Annotated in this window: 19 protein-coding genes and 2 rRNA genes (1 of these 21 running past the window's edge); 4 read left to right on the forward strand and 17 right to left on the reverse strand. The window is 37.1% G+C overall.

The genetic code is table 11. The features are described 5' to 3' along the window. Positions 1 to 10: 10 nt before the first annotated feature. The gene (gene rsmI / locus THEBR_RS10840) at positions 11 to 832 is read right to left on the reverse strand and encodes a 16S rRNA (cytidine(1402)-2'-O)-methyltransferase (RefSeq protein ID WP_009052000.1); all 822 of its coding nucleotides are present in this window, start codon (positions 830 to 832) and stop codon (positions 11 to 13) included. 2 nt (positions 833 to 834) lie between these two features. Then, positions 835 to 1581: a tRNA1(Val) (adenine(37)-N6)-methyltransferase gene (locus tag THEBR_RS10845; protein ID WP_003867350.1), complete on the reverse strand. Its 747-nt coding sequence runs from the start codon at positions 1579 to 1581 to the stop codon at positions 835 to 837. Positions 1582 to 1721: 140 nt separating this feature from the next. On the opposite strand from THEBR_RS10845, the gene arcA reads away from it, so the two are divergent. Next, entirely contained in the window at positions 1722 to 2945 is a 1224-nt protein-coding gene (gene arcA, locus THEBR_RS10850) for an arginine deiminase (RefSeq protein ID WP_003867351.1), read from the forward strand. 251 nt (positions 2946 to 3196) lie between these two features. Here arcA and THEBR_RS10855 read toward each other — a convergent pair whose 3' ends face one another. The 7 genes from THEBR_RS10855 to THEBR_RS10885 form a co-directional block, all read right to left on the reverse strand. Beyond that, on the reverse strand, positions 3197 to 4078 hold the full coding sequence (locus tag THEBR_RS10855) for a PSP1 domain-containing protein (protein WP_003867352.1): 882 nt from the start codon (positions 4076 to 4078) through the stop codon (positions 3197 to 3199). A gap of 2 nt (positions 4079 to 4080) precedes the next feature. Beyond that, positions 4081 to 5055 carry a DNA polymerase III subunit delta' gene (gene holB / locus THEBR_RS10860; protein ID WP_003867353.1) on the reverse strand — a complete coding sequence of 325 codons (975 nt, stop codon included), beginning with the start codon at positions 5053 to 5055 and terminating at the stop codon, positions 4081 to 4083. 8 nt (positions 5056 to 5063) lie between these two features. Continuing rightward, entirely contained in the window at positions 5064 to 5504 is a 441-nt protein-coding gene (locus THEBR_RS10865; protein WP_003867354.1) for a YaaR family protein, read from the reverse strand. 10 nt (positions 5505 to 5514) lie between these two features. After that, the gene (locus THEBR_RS10870; RefSeq protein ID WP_003867355.1) at positions 5515 to 5844 is read right to left on the reverse strand and encodes a cyclic-di-AMP receptor; all 330 of its coding nucleotides are present in this window, start codon (positions 5842 to 5844) and stop codon (positions 5515 to 5517) included. 12 nt (positions 5845 to 5856) lie between these two features. Then, positions 5857 to 6468 carry a dTMP kinase gene (tmk, locus tag THEBR_RS10875; protein WP_003867356.1) on the reverse strand — a complete coding sequence of 204 codons (612 nt, stop codon included), beginning with the start codon at positions 6466 to 6468 and terminating at the stop codon, positions 5857 to 5859. Next, a complete protein-coding gene (locus tag THEBR_RS10880) occupies positions 6465 to 7886 on the reverse strand; it encodes an aminotransferase class I/II-fold pyridoxal phosphate-dependent enzyme (protein ID WP_003867357.1) in 1422 nt (473 codons plus the stop codon). Before THEBR_RS10880 ends, tmk begins: the two co-directional genes overlap by 4 nt. Positions 7887 to 7955: 69 nt before the next feature. Next, complete coding sequence (locus THEBR_RS10885; protein ID WP_003867358.1) at positions 7956 to 8180, reverse strand: sigma factor G inhibitor Gin; 225 nt, start codon at positions 8178 to 8180, stop codon at positions 7956 to 7958. On the opposite strand from THEBR_RS10885, the gene THEBR_RS12825 reads away from it, so the two are divergent. Beyond that, positions 8107 to 8274, forward strand: a complete 168-nt coding sequence (locus THEBR_RS12825) for a hypothetical protein (RefSeq protein WP_353784563.1) — start codon at positions 8107 to 8109, stop codon at positions 8272 to 8274. The genes THEBR_RS10885 and THEBR_RS12825 overlap by 74 nt on opposite strands. Positions 8275 to 8322: 48 nt before the next feature. On the opposite strand, the gene THEBR_RS10890 is transcribed toward THEBR_RS12825, so the two are convergent. The 6 genes from THEBR_RS10890 to THEBR_RS10915 form a co-directional block, all read right to left on the reverse strand. After that, entirely contained in the window at positions 8323 to 8895 is a 573-nt protein-coding gene (locus THEBR_RS10890) for a DNA-3-methyladenine glycosylase I (protein ID WP_003867359.1), read from the reverse strand. 10 nt (positions 8896 to 8905) lie between these two features. Next, positions 8906 to 9853 (reverse strand): ROK family protein, encoded by a 948-nt coding sequence (locus THEBR_RS10895; protein ID WP_003867360.1) that lies wholly within the window; start codon positions 9851 to 9853, stop codon positions 8906 to 8908. 377 nt (positions 9854 to 10230) lie between these two features. Next, positions 10231 to 11454, reverse strand: a complete 1224-nt coding sequence (locus THEBR_RS10900; protein ID WP_003867361.1) for an NAD(P)/FAD-dependent oxidoreductase — start codon at positions 11452 to 11454, stop codon at positions 10231 to 10233. 46 nt (positions 11455 to 11500) lie between these two features. Further along, complete coding sequence (locus THEBR_RS10905; protein WP_003867362.1) at positions 11501 to 12043, reverse strand: YeeE/YedE thiosulfate transporter family protein; 543 nt, start codon at positions 12041 to 12043, stop codon at positions 11501 to 11503. A gap of 16 nt (positions 12044 to 12059) precedes the next feature. Continuing rightward, positions 12060 to 12287 carry a sulfurtransferase TusA family protein gene (locus THEBR_RS10910; RefSeq protein ID WP_003867363.1) on the reverse strand — a complete coding sequence of 76 codons (228 nt, stop codon included), beginning with the start codon at positions 12285 to 12287 and terminating at the stop codon, positions 12060 to 12062. A 33-nt stretch (positions 12288 to 12320) separates the two neighbouring features. Next, entirely contained in the window at positions 12321 to 12971 is a 651-nt protein-coding gene (locus THEBR_RS10915) for a YeeE/YedE thiosulfate transporter family protein (RefSeq protein WP_013570858.1), read from the reverse strand. Positions 12972 to 13166: 195 nt separating this feature from the next. Between THEBR_RS10915 and THEBR_RS10920 the strand changes: the two genes are divergently transcribed. Then, positions 13167 to 14060, forward strand: coding sequence for a LysR family transcriptional regulator (locus THEBR_RS10920; RefSeq protein WP_009052004.1), 894 nt, complete (start codon positions 13167 to 13169; stop codon positions 14058 to 14060). A gap of 11 nt (positions 14061 to 14071) precedes the next feature. Continuing rightward, complete coding sequence (locus THEBR_RS10925) at positions 14072 to 14290, forward strand: sulfurtransferase TusA family protein (RefSeq protein ID WP_003867367.1); 219 nt, start codon at positions 14072 to 14074, stop codon at positions 14288 to 14290. 43 nt (positions 14291 to 14333) lie between these two features. On the opposite strand, the gene rrf is transcribed toward THEBR_RS10925, so the two are convergent. Both rrf and THEBR_RS10930 read right to left on the reverse strand, forming a co-directional pair. Beyond that, positions 14334 to 14484: ribosomal RNA gene (gene rrf / locus THEBR_RS11655) — 5S ribosomal RNA — on the reverse strand. Positions 14485 to 14516: 32 nt separating this feature from the next. Beyond that, a 23S ribosomal RNA gene (locus THEBR_RS10930) occupies positions 14517 to 17213 on the reverse strand; it runs 601 nt beyond the window's last position.

The raw sequence follows: 17213 nt of genomic DNA on the forward strand, positions 1-17213 counted from the left end.
CCCCAACTCTTTATTTTTTTCCTATAATAAGTTTATACACTTGACTCTTTGGTATTCCCAATTCTTTAGCAACTCTTTTAATCGCCTCTTTTTTATCCATTCCTTCCTCAAGGTATTTTTGAATTAATATTTCTGGTTTTTCTTCAACTTGTTGTTTTTGCGCTCCTTCAATAATTAGTACAATTTCACCTTTTATTTCATCCCCCAGTTTCGTTAAAACCTCATCTATTGTACCTCTTATAAATTCTTCATGAATTTTAGTAAGTTCTCTTGCTATGACAATCTTTCTTTCAGCTACATAAGATTTCAATTCCCGCAGAGTTTCTTTTAAACGATGAGGTGCCTCATAAAGTATAATGGTTCTCTCTTCTTTTGAAATACGGTTTAGCCTTTCTTCTCTTTCTTTATTTTTTGTCGGCAAAAAACCTTCAAAGACAAAGGAAGAAGTATCTAATCCTGAAGCAACTAAAGCAGTAATTGCAGCAGTTGGACCAGGCAATGGCACAACTTTTATGCCTTCTTCTATGCAAAGTTTCACAAGGTCTTCCCCAGGATCTGAGATTGCAGGTGTACCTGCATCTGTAACTAAGGCAATTGACTTCCCTTTTTTTAGTTCCTCTATAAGTTTTGCCCCTTTTGTCCTTTTGTTATGTTCATGGTAACTGGTAAGAGGTTTTTTTATGTCAAAATGATTTAAAAGTTTAAGAGTTTGCCTCGTATCTTCCGCAGCTATAATATCAACTTCTTTTAAAGTTTTTAAAACTCTTAAAGTTATATCTTCTAAATTACCAATAGGAGTAGGACATAAGTATAATACCCCAGAATTCTCCATCTCTATTCCTCCTCTAATTGTGCTTTAGAGTATATTTCTATAATTTCTTTTGTATACTCCCCACTTTTTTCATACACATAAAGGGGAGCCAATATATTCAAACCTGGCTGAGAACCTTTTTTTGATTCTATTAGAAGAAGATTGGGTTTACTATCTACGTAAGGATGCACAAATCTCAATTTTTTAGGTTCTAAATTGTATTTTCTTAAAAAATACAAAATGTCAACTAATCTTTCTGTTCTATGAATCATAAAGAATTTTCCTCCAAATTTTAAAAGTTTCGAAGCAGCTTTTATAAAGTCTTCAAGTCCTCCATATATTTCGTATCTCGCAATATTTTCTGACTCTTGTTTTTTATCAAATCCTGTTTTTACTGGCATATAGGGAGGATTTGAAGTCACTATATCAAATTTTTCATATCCTAATATCTTTTCTAATCCTCTTACATCGCCTTTTATTATTTTTATTCTTTCTTCCATTTTATTAATAACTACACTTCTTGTAGCCATATCCGCCATATCTTCTTGTATCTCAACACCATAAATAAATGTATCATAAGTTTTAGCAGCAATTAAAATAGGTATTATGCCAGTTCCACACCCTAAATCTACAATTTTATCTCCTTTTTTAGCAGTAACAAAATTAGCAAGCAATACCGCATCCATCCCAAATTTAAATTTATCCCTGTGTTGAATTATAACTAAATCTTTTAAGTTTAATTCATCTAATCTTTCCCCATCTCTCAGCATTTTATCACCTCTATAGTATTCTTGATTTATTTTATCACAATTATCAAAAGTTTTTATTAACTTTTTTAAATAGCGTATTGAAAATTGAAGTAGTGCACAGTATACTATATAAAGAATTTAAACATTAGGAGGATGAAAAGTTGGTAAAAGTAGTTACTGCTCCTCGCGTAAATTCAGAAATAAATAAATTAAAAATGGCCATTTTGCACAGGCCAGGGAAAGAATTGGAAAGATTGACTCCTCAAAATTTATCCGAACTCCTTTTCGATGATATCCCTTGGGTTAGAAGAATCCAGGAAGAACACGACAATTTTGTAAAAGTATTGCAGCAAAACAGAGTCGAAGTGCTGTATTTACAAAATCTCTTAGAAGAAATATTAAAAGAAGAAAATGTAAAAGAAAAATTTATTGATGAATTACTTCAAGTAAATGGAGTAACCTCTCCAAAAATCAATAACTATTTAAAAGAATTCCTTAAAGAAAAATCTTCAAACGAGGTTGCCGAAATAGCAATTGGAGGTTTGACTCTAAATGAAATAAAGATAAAAAAATCTATGATGGGTTTAGCAGAATACATATACCAAGACAGCTATTTTTATATAAAGCCCTTACCAAACCTTTATTTTACAAGAGACCCCGGAGCAATGATAGATGGTGGCTTAATGATAAGTTCTATGAAAACAGCAGCGCGAAAGCCAGAGACTCTAATATTAAAATACATTTATAAATATCATGAAATTTTTAGAAAAAATAATATTCATTGGTGGTATGATGATAGCTATCCTCATTCCATAGAGGGCGGAGATGTACTGGTATTAAGCGAAAAAGTAATTGCAGTAGGATGTAGTGAAAGAACAACTCCTCAGGCAATAGAGCAATTAGCCCATAATTTATTTGAAAAAGGTTCCTCTGTCGAAAGAATATTGGTAGTGCAAATCCCTATAAACCGCTCTTATATGCATTTAGATACAGTTTTCACGATGGTTGACACAAACAGATTTGTTTTTTATCCAGGAATAAAAAACGAGTTGAGAGTATTTAGCATCATAAAAGAAGAAAAAGGTTTCTCTATACATCAAGAAAAAGATTTGCAAACAGCATTAAAAAGTGCGCTAAATCTCTATACAATAGATATAATACCAACTGGCGGATTAAATGCAATAACTTCTGCGAGAGAACAATGGAATGACAGTACAAACACCTTAGCTATCGCTCCGGGAGTTATTGTAACCTATTCTAGAAATGAAATATCTAATAAAATAATGGAAAAGGAAGGAATAAAGGTAATCCCTATAGAAGGGTCGGAACTTTCAAGGGGAAGAGGCGGCCCTCGTTGTATGACTATGCCCCTTTTAAGAGAATAAATTAAATCATAGTCCCCTTTTTATGTACAAATCTAAAGCATAAAAAAGGGGATTTTTTAATCTACATTGAAAAGTTACTAACAAATTAACAGATATGCCCCTTTAATTATGGACAAAAACGGGATAGCCCAAGGGAAATGTTAGCGAAGATTTATTAATAAAAAATGATAATAGTCCTTACATATCTAGAAATTCTCACTTTTTCTTTTATAGCAGGAATTTTTGGAGCCTTTTTAGGATTATGAGGAAATTTATTCCTCTATTTTCTCTAAGTCCTCCTCAAATAGTTCTTCCTCGTAGGTTCCTTCAATTTCTTCTCTTTCTTCTATAATCTCCACTTCTTCAGGATCGTATTCTTTTATTATCTCTATTCCTTCTGCATTTTTCATTTTTACTTTGAGTTTTCGTCTAATCACATCTACTTCTGCAATCTTCATTTCTTTATCTCCAACTCTTATTATGCTGCCAACCTTAGGAAGCTCTGCTCTAATTTTCTCATACATCTCCTGTTCATACTTTAAACAGCACATCAATCGCCCGCAAATACCCGATATTTTGGTAGGATTTAAAGATAAATTTTGCTCTTTAGCCATTTTGATAGAAACAGGCTCAAATTCCCCTAAAAAAGTAGTACAACATAGAGGCCTTCCACAAGGTCCTAAACCTCCTATGATTTTTGCCTCATCCCTTACTCCTATTTGCCTCAGTTCTATTCTCATCCTAAAAACAGCCGCTAAATCTTTCACTAATTCTCTAAAGTCTACTCTTCCTTCTGCAGTAAAATAAAATATGACTTTGGTGTTATCAAAAGTGTATTCTACATCAATTAAATTCATTTCCAAACCATGCTGCTGTATTTTTTGAAGACATATTTCAAAAGCCTCAGCTTCTTTTTTCTTGTTTTCATAATAATGTTCTACATCTTCTGGTGTCGCAATCCTTATTACCTTTTTTAAAGGAGCCACAATTTCTTCTTCTGGCACCTCTTTTATACCGACAACTACTTCTCCAAATTCTATCCCTCTTATTGTTTCAACTATAACTTTATCTCCTACTTTTATTGGCAAATCCCCTGGGTCAAAATAGTATATCTTCCCTGCTTTTTTAAATCTCACACCTACAACAATAACCAAAATTATAAACCTCCCGCCATATCTAAAAATAGATTCTCTACTGCCAATTGATAGTTTATATTTGAATTAATCTGTGAATTAAACTGCTCTATTCTATTAATTATATTATTGAGCTTATTAATAGTCAATCGGGATTCCATTTCCTGTATCCTATTTAAAAAATCTATATTTTTTATAAAAGAGGCATCTTTTGTAGCCTTAAAAACTAACAAATCTCTCATATAAGAAAGCAGAATCTTTAAAATTTCTTCTATATTGTCTTTATTCTTATCAAAAAATTCAAACTCCTCTATCACTTCAAATCCTTTAATCGTAAGAATTTTTTCTATTTCTTGTATTGTCTCTCTTCTAAAATTTAAATATTCGTTATTAGTTAATTTGTTGGCTTGAGCAAAATTTCCATCAGCAATATGAGCTAACACTTCCGCCTCTTTTTCAGAGATATCGTGTTCAAACATTAAATAGTTCTTTATCGTATTTCTATTTTCCTTATTAAAACGGACTATATTACAGCGAGAGACAATTGTAGGCAAAAGCTCTTGTTGTTGTGATGCAATCAATATAAAAAGGCCATATAAGGGAGGTTCTTCTAAAGTTTTGAGAAAAGCATTTTGAGCTGCTGCAGTCATTTTATCAGCTTGGTCTATAATAAAAATCTTTTTGTTAGCTTCATAAGGTCTTATATTGATTTCATTAGTTATATATCTTATAGTATCTACTTTTATAGAATTCTCCTCCGGCTTTATAAAAAATACGTCTGGATGATTTTTATCCATTACCTTTAAGCAAGAACTACACTTAAAACAAGGCTTTGCAGTTTCCCCTTTACAATTTATCATCATGGCAAAATACTCTGCCATAAATCTTTTCCCTAATCCTTCTTCTCCTACAAACAAATAAGCATTTGAAATTTTATTTTGAGATATTACATTTTTAAAAATATTTAATACTGTTTCATGCCCATAAATCCTATACACGCTATCACCTATGAATATATATCTATTAATAATCCTCTTATATCATCTATCATTTTTAAAAGTTCCAAGTGTTTGGAATCTTTTAAAAACTCTTCTGTAAGCTTTTCTAGCTTGTCATTTGCTTTTTCCACCAAAGAATAAATTTTCTTCCTTCCTCTTGCATCGACATATTCTTTTTTAGTGTATTTTAACATACCACTTGTCGCTTCCTGCAAAAACTTCTTTACAAGTTTTTTGTAATTAATTAAGTCCTGCAAAGTTAAACTTTCTTTTAACTTTTGTGCTGCACTATCTATCTCTGATAAAATCCCATTTAATTTGTCTCGATGAAATTGCTCTAATTCTTCATCAAAAGTATCAATAAAATTTTTGGTAACTCTATAAGACCTATTATACTCACTTTTTATATCAGATGAAATCTTTGGAGATTTTACCTCTTCAATTCTCATGTCAAGCACCCTAAATCCTGAAGAATTTTTCTACATTTAATACAAAAACTGTAGCTCCACCAATTGTAACTTCAACGGCTTGAGGCAGGAAAATGTCTGTAGCACCACCCATAGGCGTAGGAGAAGTAATTATTCTATCGCGAGTTTTACATTTTTTCTCTATTATGCTGATAACATCATCTAATTTTTCGTCTTCTACACCTATTATCAAAGTTGTATTACCAGACCTTAAAAATCCTCCAGTAGATGCTATTCTCGTAAAACTAAATCCTCCCTCAGTCAAACCATCCATAAGTCTTCTTACATCCTCGTCCTGCACAATAGCTAACACTAACTTCATCTTATGCCCTCCTTACAAATATTTTTTTACTACATCAATTATGTCTTTATGCACCTTCATAAGCTCTTGCATTCCGTCTATAAATACAAACCTTTTAGGAAATTCTTTAACTAGCTTAATATACCCTTCTCTTACTTTTTTATGAAAATCCCAACTTTCTCTCTCTAATCTGTCTGCTTCTCTTTTGCCTCGTCTTTTCATTGCTTCTTCAGGAGTAATGTCTATATAAATTGTTACATCAGGCAAAATCCCCATTGTAGCTATTTCGTTAACTACCTTAACCTTTTCTATCCCTAAGCCCCTCGCATAACCCTGATACACATAAGAGCTATCCACAAAGCGGTCTAAGAGTACAATTTTACCCTCCTCAATGGCCGGCAATATTTTCTCCTCCACTAGCTGAGCCCTAGAAGAAGCGTATAAAAGCATTTCTGTGACTGGAGAAATGAAATTATTTTTATCCAATAAAATATCTCTAACTTTTTCTCCAACTTTTGTGCCTCCAGGCTCCCTTAATACCAAAATATTATAACCCTGTTTTAAAAGATACTCCTCCAGAAATTTTATCTGAGTAGTCTTACCGCATCCATCTATTCCTTCAAAGCTTATAAATTTCCCTTTCATATTTCACACACCAATAGGTTGTTATTTTTAAGACCTAATATCTTAATACCTTTATTATATAATACATTTATATATTTTACCATATCTTTTTTTATGCGCTCTCCTGGACAAATAAGCGGAACACCTGGAGGATAAGGGATAATAAAGTCTGCAGAAACACAACCTTCCGCTTCTTCTAAAGATATTAATTTAGTCTTTTGCCTTACCGTTTCAGAAGGTTTTAAAACCATTTCTGGAGTATCAGGATAAGCTGCTACTTCTTCAGCTGTTTTTTTATCTTTTTTTACATTTGCAAGCCCTTTTATCCCCTTTATTAAAAGGTCAATCTTTTCTTTATCATCTGCCAATGTAACCATAGCAAGTATATTAAAAGTATCGGCCATCTCTACCTGTATATTAAAATTCTCCCTCAAAAACTTTTCCGCTTCAGTCCCCTTTATACCTATGTTCTTTACACTTACAGTGAGTTTGGTTTTGTCAAAGTCAACAATGCCGAAGCTACCTACTATTTCTTTTCCTAAACACCTTACTCCCCCAATGGTGTTTATCTCATATCTTGCATAATCAGCAATAATAATCGCTTTTTCTAATCTGTTTTTACCTTCTTTTTCCATATAATCTCTTGCAAGGTCAAGCGAAGACATAAGAAGGTAGGAAGGAGATGTTGATTGAAAAAGGCTTAAAGAATATTTTAGTCGATTTGTATCTACTCTATCAGAATTCAAATGAAGTATAGAACTTTGAGTAAAAGAAGACAAGGTTTTGTGGACACTCTGTACCACAATATCTGATCCTGCCTGTAAAGAAGAAAGAGGCAAATTATTAGAAAAAGGAAAGTGAGCTCCATGGGCTTCATCTACAATTAAAATTTTATTGTATTTATGAACAATGTCAGAAATTCCTGTGATATCGCTGCAGAATCCGTAATAATTGGGATAAGTTATCACTACTGCTTTTATAGACTCATCTTTTTTTAAATATTCTTCCAGTTTGTTTATATCAACTCCCATTGGAATACCGTCTTCATAATCAATTTCCGGGTTTATGTAGACAGGTACTGCTCCTGTTAGTACAAGGCCATTGTACACAGATTTGTGAGAATTTCTCATTATAAGCACTTTATCGTCAGGATTTAAAACTGCGTACATCGCTGCATATATGCCGGATGTCGTCCCATTTACAAGAAAAAAAGACTCTCTTGCCCCAAAAGCTTTTGCTGCAAGTTTTTGTGCCTCAAGTATGGGACCTTCAGGATTGTGAAGATTGTCAAGTCCTGGTACCTCTGTTAGATCAATCTTTGCCAAATTAACAAGATATTCTTCTGGAAAAGTCCTTCCTTGTTTATGACCTGGCATGTGAAAAGGTATAATTTGGTTTTTTACATAATCCATAAGTGTTTTATATAATGGAGCTGTCATACAATACCTCCGTGTAATCGTAATTTTTCGTTATTTTGATTATACCATAAAAAAATATGAAAACCGGATTCATATCCGGTTTTCATATTTTATGTCCCTCATATAGCCTTCCCATATGTCTATCATTTTTTGCCTGTAAAAATCATAACCTTCATCAAAAGGAGATAAGTTTATCAATTTTTGTTGGCAATTTGTACAAAGAAATTTCCCTAACACTTCTATTCCATCTTCTGATTGCTGTTCGCATATAAAGCATTTCCTTTTTGTTGCTATGCTTTCCATATGCAACACCATCTTTCAAAATTATCCTAATGAAATTATTCCCTTTTGTGCAGAAATATATTCACCCTTTTTTGTATTTCCTCAATTTCATTATATTTTTTCTTAAAAGAAAAAAAGCAAGTCTCAATGCAAATTGCACCAAGCCCTGCCTGTATTATTTAAAAGACTCAATTAACTCCTTATATCTAAAGCAACTTATTAAATGGTCATTTACTATACCTACCGCCTGCATATAGGAATATATAATAGTAGAACCTATAAAAATAAATCCTCTCTTTTTAAGGTCTTGGCTGATTTTATCTGATAATTCAGTTTTAGAAGGTATATCTTCAATTTTTTCCCACGCATTTATTATAGGTCTATAATTTACAAAACCCCAAATATATTGATCAAAACTTCCAAATTCCTTTTGTATTTCTATAAACCTCTTTGCATTATGTATTGAAGCCTCTATTTTCTTTCTGTTTTTTATAATTCCACTATTTTTTATGAGTTCTTCTCTTTCCTTTTCGTCATATTGTGACACTTTCATAGGGTCAAAGTCAGCATAGGCCTTTCTGTAATTTTCTCTTTTTCTTAAAATAGTAATCCAACTAAGACCTGCTTGTGCTGATTCTAAAACCAAAAACTCAAAGTGCTTTGTATCATCATGAACAGGCACTCCCCATTCTTCATCATGATATTTTATGTAAAGCTCGTCACTAAGACACCAAGGACACCTATTCATATTTCACCTCTTATAAGAGTAATGCTGCCGCTCCTAAAACTCCCACGTTTTCTCCTAATTCAGCTCTTACTACCTCACAAACCTCGGCATTAGGCTTCAATGCTTTTTTCTTTATTGTTTCCATCATTTTATCATAAAGCATATCCCATTGAGTGGATACGCCACCACCTATGGCAATTTTTTTTGGATTATAAAAAGCCATGATATTTGAAATTCCCACTCCAAGATAAAAAGCTTCATTGTCAACCAATTCTTTCGCAAACTCATCTCCCAATTTTGCCGCTTCAAATACATGTTCTGATTTTACTACTCCATCCTTAGCTAAATCCCTTATCATTGTATCTTTCCCATTTTGAATTCCCTCTTGAGCAAATCTCGCAATAGCTGTACCAGAAGCAAAAGCCTCAAAACATCCATAATTTCCGCAATTACACCGAGGTCCATTAAAATTTATAGTATGGTGCCCAATCTCAGCTGCATTAGAATTTTCTCCGCTATAAAGTTTCCCTTCTATTATCACGCCACCGCCAATCCCAGTACTTACAGTTATATAAACAAAATTGTCTATACCTTTTCCTGCGCCAAATAAATGTTCTCCAATAGCTGCAGCATTTGCATCATTCTCTAATTTTACTTTAACTCCCAGCTTATGAGATAAAATATCCACAATAGGGACATTGTCCCAACCCGGAAGATTAGGTGGGCTTATAACTACCCCCCTTTTGGCATCAAGGGGCCCTGGAGATCCAATCCCAACTCCTTTTAAATCAGATAATTTTAATCCTGCTTCTTTTAAAACGTCATAAACACTTTGTTCTATTCGCTTAATCACTTCTTCTGGCCCTTTTTCAGCCATAGTAGGTATTTTTGTGCTTCTTATGATATTGCCCTTCTCATCCACGAGTCCTGTGCTTATCTTTGTCCCTCCTAAGTCAACACCGCATAGGATTCTCCCCATTTTTATCCCTCCATTCTTCACTGTTTTTAAATATAGTATCCTCCATTTTACTATTAAAGTCAATATAATAAAAAAAATGCCCAAAATGGCATTTCAGCTTGTTGACAAAGTATTATTTCCTGTTGGCATTTTGCATCGTTCGCTCCGGTATTATCGCAGACTAAACTAAAGCTCGGCCTCAGACTCCGGCGGGGTTCCAGGCACATTCGGCCTCCTTGCCTCAGGTGCCCGCCTCCGGCATCCTTGACTTCGGCCCCGCCTACGTCTTTCGTCCTCGCTTAAGTTTAGTTATCTGCTCTATTAAGTCGCTCACTTATGCAAAATGCCAACATCTAAAAGGTTTGTCTACAATCTGAAATGACCAAAAGGGCATTTTCTTATATACAGCTAAGCAATTCTTTTTCAAAATCCTCTAAGTTATAAATGTGTTTTACCACCTTGCCTTCTTTTAAAACAGCAATACAGGGTACCTTTTCACAGTACAGCCTCTTAGCAAGTCTGTCAGACTTATAAGTATCTATCCTACACATTTTCAGTTTATCAGCATATTTTTTATGAAATTCCTCAACCTTCATAAGATATTCTCTGTCTTTTGCTTCTACAGCATTGTAGACATATGCTAACACTGTCTCTTTAGCCTTCAAAATTTCATTCGTAAAGTAATCCGTTTCCTCAATATACTTCTCTGCCATAACACCCGCTATTGCACCATCTCCTACTGCTGTAGCAACTTGCTTCAAGAATTTATCTCTCACATCTCCTACTGCGTATACTCCATCAATATTAGTTTCCATATTTTCATTTGTTATGATATAACCTTTAGGTGTCATGTCTATTAGACCTTTAAATATCTCCGTATTAGGAACATAACCTATAAACAGGAAACAACCATCTACATCTACTGGGATTAATTCTCCTGTCTTTAAATTTTTAAGGACAACCCTTTCCAACCTTTCATTCCCTTCAAAAGCTTCAACCATTGTATTCCAATGAAATATCATCTTTTCATTTTTCAAGGCCTTCTCTTGCGCTACTTTATTGGCATCCATTATTCCTTCATCATGAAGAACAGATACATGAACTTCTCTTGCAAACTTGGTCAAGAATATTCCTTCTTCTATAGCTGCATCTCCGCTTCCAATTATCATAACCTTTTTATCAGTGTAGTAGGCCGCATCACAGGTAGCACAAAAAGATATTCCTTTATCGTATAAAAAGTTCTCTTCCCCTTTAGCACCAGTAAGCCTTGGTTTGCCTCCTGTCGCAATAATAACAGCCTTAGCATAATAATCAACCCTGAAAGTAGAAACTACTTTATAGTCTTCTTCTATTCTCAAGCCTTTTACATCTGTAAGCTTTATTTGCACGCCAAACCTTTTAGTCTGTTGCTCAAATAATTTCATCAACTCAAGTCCACCAATTCCCTCAGGAAATCCCGGATAATTCTCGATTTCACTGGTATATGTGGCAAGGCCACCAACGAGAGACTTTTCAATCAAAAGAGTTTTAAGTCTCGCACGTCCACAATATATAGCTGCTGTCATTCCAGCAGGTCCACCGCCAATAACTACTACATCATAATATTCTCTTTTCTTTTCCATGCAAACTCCCTCCTAAAATTTAGGTGGCTACAAGCCACCTAATTATTTACATAAAATATTTGACTAAAAGTTTGCTTCCAATCCACGCTCCAATTAGTCCAAATACTGCCCACACCCAACCATAGAGAGACATTGAAGGAATACCACTGAAATAAGCTCCAGCATTACATCCAAAAGCTATTCTTGCACCGTATCCCATTAAAAGGCCACCAAGTATGGCCGCAATAACTTGTCTATAAGATTTTATCTTTTTAATTTTAAACTGCGAAGCTAAAAGAGTAGCCAAAAAAGCTCCTATAATAATCCCTATATTCTGAACTGAACCTGCGTTTGTGAAAACACTTTCAGTGAGTGCTTTTGCATGAGATGGATTTTGGAAATAAGTCCAAGTCTCTGGATGTCCTCCTAAAGCTTTAAATATCCAAGCACCCCAGTAGGAAAAAGTCGTAGTAACACCCCATGGATGCCCAGAAAATGCAAATAAAGCTATATTTAAAAGGGCTAAAAGGGCTGCTCCTATCCAATAACTCCATGGATCCTTTATTATTTTCTTAAAAAGGGGAGAAAGGGGATGCTCCTGGGACTTCATTTACTTTCACCTCCATTTATTTAGTTTTTTCAATATAAACTTCCCACTGGCCATCGTCAACTTCTTCAATTTCTACATTGTATCCCATGTTTCTTGCCCATTCTGGCACATTTTTCATAGCACAACTGTGGTCTATCTCTACAATCAAAACATCGCCAACTTTTAATTTCTCCATCTCTTTTTGAGTCTTCAAAAGTGGTACTGGACAAGCCTCTCCTAAACAATCAAGTCTGTATTCTGCCATAAAAATCTCCTCCTTAAAAATTAATTTTTTGCATTAAGCATTAAATCTTTTATGCTCATACCATTCTGCAAGTATGAAAAGTAGACCTAACAATATTAGTTGTCCAAAGAATGCGACTCCCCAGCCAAATACATCTGGCAAAAACACTTTAGGGGATTTAGCTATAAACATTTCAGTCCACCATCCAAAGTCCCTTGCACCCCATAAAGAACCTATGATAAAGAATATTAATGACAACCACTGCATCATATATCCTTCTCCAACTCTCATCAAAGTTCCTGAGGCACAACCTCCAGCTATGACCATCCCTATCCCGAACATCGTAGCTCCTATTGCTGTGTGTATTCCAACAGGTGAGATATTTCCAGGAATCGGTTCTCCTCTTAAATAAGCATTGTACTGAATTGCGGCAAATCCTATTGTGGCAATCATCAATCCTACAATCACAGCTCTGGTAATTGAAGTACTACCTGTCAAAATTGGGTCTCTAAAAGATGCAGTAAAGCAAAATCTGGACTTTTGAAGAACGAAACCAAAGGCGATTCCAAAGGCCCAACGAACTGCTAACTGGGGCGATTGCATTGATAAGATTATGCCTACAATGACAATTACCACTAAAAGCACGACTCCATAAGGAAACTGATTTACTTTTTTCTTTTTTTTGCTTTTTTTCACCGTCTCCATTTAAATCCCTCCCTTCGTTATTATTTTAACATTTCAATTGTATTATACTATAAGTTTTAGGCGTTTTATTATTTAAAAATCTTATACAATATTAGTTTCATTTATATCAAATTTGTAGTATAATTAAATTAAACGTTGTATTAAGTCATGTCTTTAACAATATCCGATAAATTTTTGTCAAAAAGGAGGAGGCGTATGAATATCAACAATTTGAGAGCTTTCTACAAAACAGTTTATTATAAAAGCATTTCATCTTCTGCAAAAGAATTGTATTTATCTCAGCCTGCTATAAGTCAGCAAATAAAAACTCTTGAAAAGGATTTAAAAACTACTCTTTTAAAGAGAAGCAATAGAGGTGTAATTCCAACACCGGCAGGAGAATTAGTTTATCAATATGCAGAACGAATTTTAAATTTATATGACAATATGCTCCAAGACCTACAGTGTTGTGAAAATGACTGTGTAAACAGACTCACAATATCTTGCTGCCCTACCATCGGCCAATATGCTTTGCCCTGCACTCTTCACGAATTTAAAAAGAAAAATAAAAATATTACACTTCACGTAGAGCACAATTTTAGCAATGAAGTAATCCATCACATAAAAGAAGGAGGCATTGATATAGGATTTATTGAAGGCTGTTATACTGATGAAAATATAAATTGCATTCCTCTAGGAGAATTTAAAATGCATTTTGTCGCTAGTGGCAATTGGGAGCTAAAAAACTTGCCAAAAAATAAATTATTCTATTACCACTTTTTTATCATTCATAAAAACTGTGCATTGCGAAAAATAATTGAAGAGACATTTCTTAAATACGGCATTGACATAAACAAATTAAAAATTGAAATAGAGTCACCTTCTATCGAATCAATAAAATCTTTAGTTGCTGCAGGACATGGTTTATCTATTTTGCCTTATATTTCTATAAAAAAAGAGTTGTATACTAAAACCCTCACTATTATAGAAGTAGATAACATCGAGTTTAATTACACCTATTCACTTATATATAACAAAAAGATTCGTAAAAAAATTAAGTCTGATTTTATTGATTTTATCAAAAACTCAGGCAAAAAATTCTTCTGTTAAGGTGATAAAGCATGATTTGGGAACTTATAAGTTTTGGAGAAATTTGTCCACTACCTCTTTTGAAGGCCATTGAAAAATATAAAAAAATGGAAAAAGGTGATGTGTTAAAAATCGTGGTGGACCATAGCTGTTCTTTAAAAAACATACAGGAATATTTTTTAAAGCTTAATTGTTCAGTGGAAATAGATGAAGTTCTAAATGGAGTATGGGAAATATATATAAAAAAATAAACTCCTTTTTAGGAGTTTATAAAGGGGGCTTTTTATAAAATTTTACCGGCAGCGACCTACTCTCCCGCGAAAGCAGTACCATCGGCGCTGGAGGGCTTAACTAGCACCCCAGCCGGTCTTGCGACCGTCTGGGGGCCCTTGTGGACCGTGTTCGGAATGGGAACGGGTGTTTCCCCTCCGCTATCGCCACCGGAAATCTAGACCCTCAAAACTGCACAAAGCCTTCTCGGTCAAGTCCTCGACTGATTAGTACCGGTCAGCTAAGAGTGTTTCCACTCTTACACCCCCGGCCTATCTACCTCGTGGTCTTCGAGGTGTCTTACCCCTCTCGGATGGGAAACCTAATCTTGAGGCGGGCTTCACGCTTAGATGCTTTCAGCGTTTATCCCTTCCGAACTTGGCTACCCAGCTGTGCACCTGGCGGTGCAACTGGTACACCATCGGTTCGTCCACCCCGGTCCTCTCGTACTAGGGGCAGTGCCTCTCAAGTTTCCTACGCCCGCGACGGATAGGGACCGAACTGTCTCACGACGTTCTGAACCCAGCTCGCGTACCGCTTTAATGGGCGAACAGCCCAACCCTTGGGACCTACTTCAGCCCCAGGATGCGATGAGCCGACATCGAGGTGCCAAACCTCCCCGTCGATGTGGACTCTTGGGGGAGATCAGCCTGTTATCCCCGGGGTAGCTTTTATCCGTTGAGCGACGGCGTTCCCACTCACTGCCGCCGGATCACTAAGCCCGACTTTCGTCCCTGCTCGAGATGTCTCTCTCGCAGTCAGGCTACCTTCTGCCTTTGCACTCTTTCGCGCGATTCCCGTCCGCGCTGAGGTAACCTTTGGGCGCCTCCGTTACCCTTTAGGAGGCGACCGCCCCAGTCAAACTGCCCACCTGCCATTGTCCCTACGCCGGTTTCACGGCTATAGGTTAGAATTCCGGTAATCCCAGGGTGGTATCCCAACGTCGACTCCAGTAAGGCTGGCGCCCTACCTTCTCTGTCTCCCACCTATCCTGTACAAGAATTACCAAAATCCAGTGACAGGCTACAGTAAAGCTCCACGGGGTCTTTCTGTCCAATCGCGGGTAACTCGCATCTTCACGAGTACTACAATTTCACCGGGCCCCTCATCAAGACAGCGCCCAAGTCGTTACGCCTTTCGTGCGGGTCGGAACTTACCCGACAAGGAATTTCGCTACCTTAGGACCGTTATAGTTACGGCCGCCGTTCACTGGGGCTTCGGTTCAGTGCTCTCACACTTCCCCTTAACCTTCCAGCACCGGGCAGGCGTCAGCCCCTATACTTCGTCTTCCGACTTAGCAGAGACCTGTGTTTTTGGTAAACAGTCGCTTGGGCCTCTTCTCTGCGGCCTTTCGGCACTCCTTCTCCCGAAGTTACGGAGTCATTTTGCCGAGTTCCTTAATGAGGGTTCTCCCGCTCGCCTGTGGATTCTCTCCTCGCCTACCTGTGTCGGTTTGTAGTACGGGCACCTCAGGCCTCGATAGCGGCTTTTCTCGGCAGCTGCTTCGGTGGCTTCGCCTTCCGGCTCCCCTTCTCAGACCCCTGCCAGTACGCGGATTTGCCTACGTACCCTTCGGTGCCTGATTGGACGTGCCCTACCAACCGCACGCTCCACCTATCTCGCTGCGTCCCCGCCTCTCTTTGCGGCCCTCGGTGGTACCGGAATATCTACCGGTTCCCCATCGCCTACGCTTTAAGCCTCGGCTTAGGCCCCGACTTACCCTGGGTGGATTACCCTTCCCCAGGAAACCTCAGGCTTCCGGCGGTAAGGTTTCTCACCTTACTCTCGTTACTCATGCCGGCATTCTCTCTACTGTACAGTCCAGCCTCGCTTCCGCTTGGCCTTCTACCCGTACAGTACGCTCCCCTACCCCAAACAGAAGTCAGATGTCGGAAGTCAGATGTCGGATACTCTCCACTTCTTTATCATCGTGTATATTTGCTTCCTTAAAGCTGTGTATTCTTCTATTAGTTCGTTATGCAATGTCTTATCTATATATCCTAAGTCATAACTTAAGTCTAGTAATACTTCTATTTCATTGCTTGATCCAAGCGCTATCTTTAAATACCTCTTAAAATCTGCCTCTGATTCTTTCTTTCCATATCCTTCGGCTATATTTAACGGTATTGATGTTGCTGCCCTTCTTAGTTGACTCCCTAATTCGTATCTTTCATACCCAGGATAGTTCTGGGTTAGCTTGTGTATCTCTATGCTTAGCTTGTATGATTGTTGATATATTCTGAGATCCTTATACGTCTTTATCATTTTCTCACCTCTGACCTCTCACATCTGACTTCTGTTTAGCCCCAGCTTCGGTGGCATGTTTGAGCCCCGTTCATTTTCGGCGCAGGACCTCTCGACCAGTGAGCTGTTACGCACTCTTTAAATGTATGGCTGCTTCTAAGCCAACATCCTGGTTGTCTTCGAAGTCCCACTTCCTTTACCACTTAACATGCCCTTTGGGACCTTAGCTGGAGGTCTGGGCTGTTCCCCTCTCGACTACGGATCTTATCACTCGTAGTCTGACTCCCAGGTATTAACCTATGGCATTCGGAGTTTGATAGGGTTCGGTAACCTCCTTGGCCCCTAGCCCATTCAGTGCTCTACCTCCATAGGTCCTACCCTGAGGCTAGCCCTAAAGCTATTTCGGGGAGAACCAGCTATCTCCGTGCTCGATTGGCATTTCACCTCTACCCACAGCTCATCCCATGGCTTTTCAACGCCAACGTGGTTCGGGCCTCCACCAGATCTTACTCCGGCTTCACCCTGGCCATGGGTAGGTCGCACGGTTTCGGGTCTACGGCAGCAAACTTTCGCCCTTTTCGGACTCGCTTTCGCTTCGGCTCCGCTTACCGCTTAACCTCGCTTGCTACCGTAACTCGCCGGCCCGTTCTACAAAAAGTA

Source organism: Thermoanaerobacter brockii subsp. finnii Ako-1, from assembly GCF_000175295.2.
Lineage (GTDB): Bacteria > Bacillota > Thermoanaerobacteria > Thermoanaerobacterales > Thermoanaerobacteraceae > Thermoanaerobacter > Thermoanaerobacter pseudethanolicus.

Coding starts and splice junctions, on each gene's coding strand:
- THEBR_RS10905 (WP_003867362.1), bottom strand. CDS start 12,043: ATGAAGTCCCAGGAGCATCCCCTTTCTCCCCTTTTTAAGAAAATAATA.
- THEBR_RS10910 (WP_003867363.1), bottom strand. CDS start 12,287: ATGGCAGAATACAGACTTGATTGTTTAGGAGAGGCTTGTCCAGTACCA.
- THEBR_RS10920 (WP_009052004.1), top strand. CDS start 13,167: ATGAATATCAACAATTTGAGAGCTTTCTACAAAACAGTTTATTATAAA.
- THEBR_RS10870 (WP_003867355.1), bottom strand. CDS start 5,844: ATGAAGTTAGTGTTAGCTATTGTGCAGGACGAGGATGTAAGAAGACTT.
- THEBR_RS10890 (WP_003867359.1), bottom strand. CDS start 8,895: ATGAATAGGTGTCCTTGGTGTCTTAGTGACGAGCTTTACATAAAATAT.
- THEBR_RS10915 (WP_013570858.1), bottom strand. CDS start 12,971: ATGGAGACGGTGAAAAAAAGCAAAAAAAAGAAAAAAGTAAATCAGTTT.
- THEBR_RS10925 (WP_003867367.1), top strand. CDS start 14,072: ATGATTTGGGAACTTATAAGTTTTGGAGAAATTTGTCCACTACCTCTT.
- THEBR_RS10900 (WP_003867361.1), bottom strand. CDS start 11,454: ATGGAAAAGAAAAGAGAATATTATGATGTAGTAGTTATTGGCGGTGGA.
- THEBR_RS10845 (WP_003867350.1), bottom strand. CDS start 1,581: ATGCTGAGAGATGGGGAAAGATTAGATGAATTAAACTTAAAAGATTTA.
- tmk (WP_003867356.1), bottom strand. CDS start 6,468: ATGAAAGGGAAATTTATAAGCTTTGAAGGAATAGATGGATGCGGTAAG.
- THEBR_RS10880 (WP_003867357.1), bottom strand. CDS start 7,886: ATGACAGCTCCATTATATAAAACACTTATGGATTATGTAAAAAACCAA.
- rsmI (WP_009052000.1), bottom strand. CDS start 832: ATGGAGAATTCTGGGGTATTATACTTATGTCCTACTCCTATTGGTAAT.
- THEBR_RS10895 (WP_003867360.1), bottom strand. CDS start 9,853: ATGGGGAGAATCCTATGCGGTGTTGACTTAGGAGGGACAAAGATAAGC.
- THEBR_RS10885 (WP_003867358.1), bottom strand. CDS start 8,180: ATGGTGTTGCATATGGAAAGCATAGCAACAAAAAGGAAATGCTTTATA.
- THEBR_RS10865 (WP_003867354.1), bottom strand. CDS start 5,504: ATGAGAATTGAAGAGGTAAAATCTCCAAAGATTTCATCTGATATAAAA.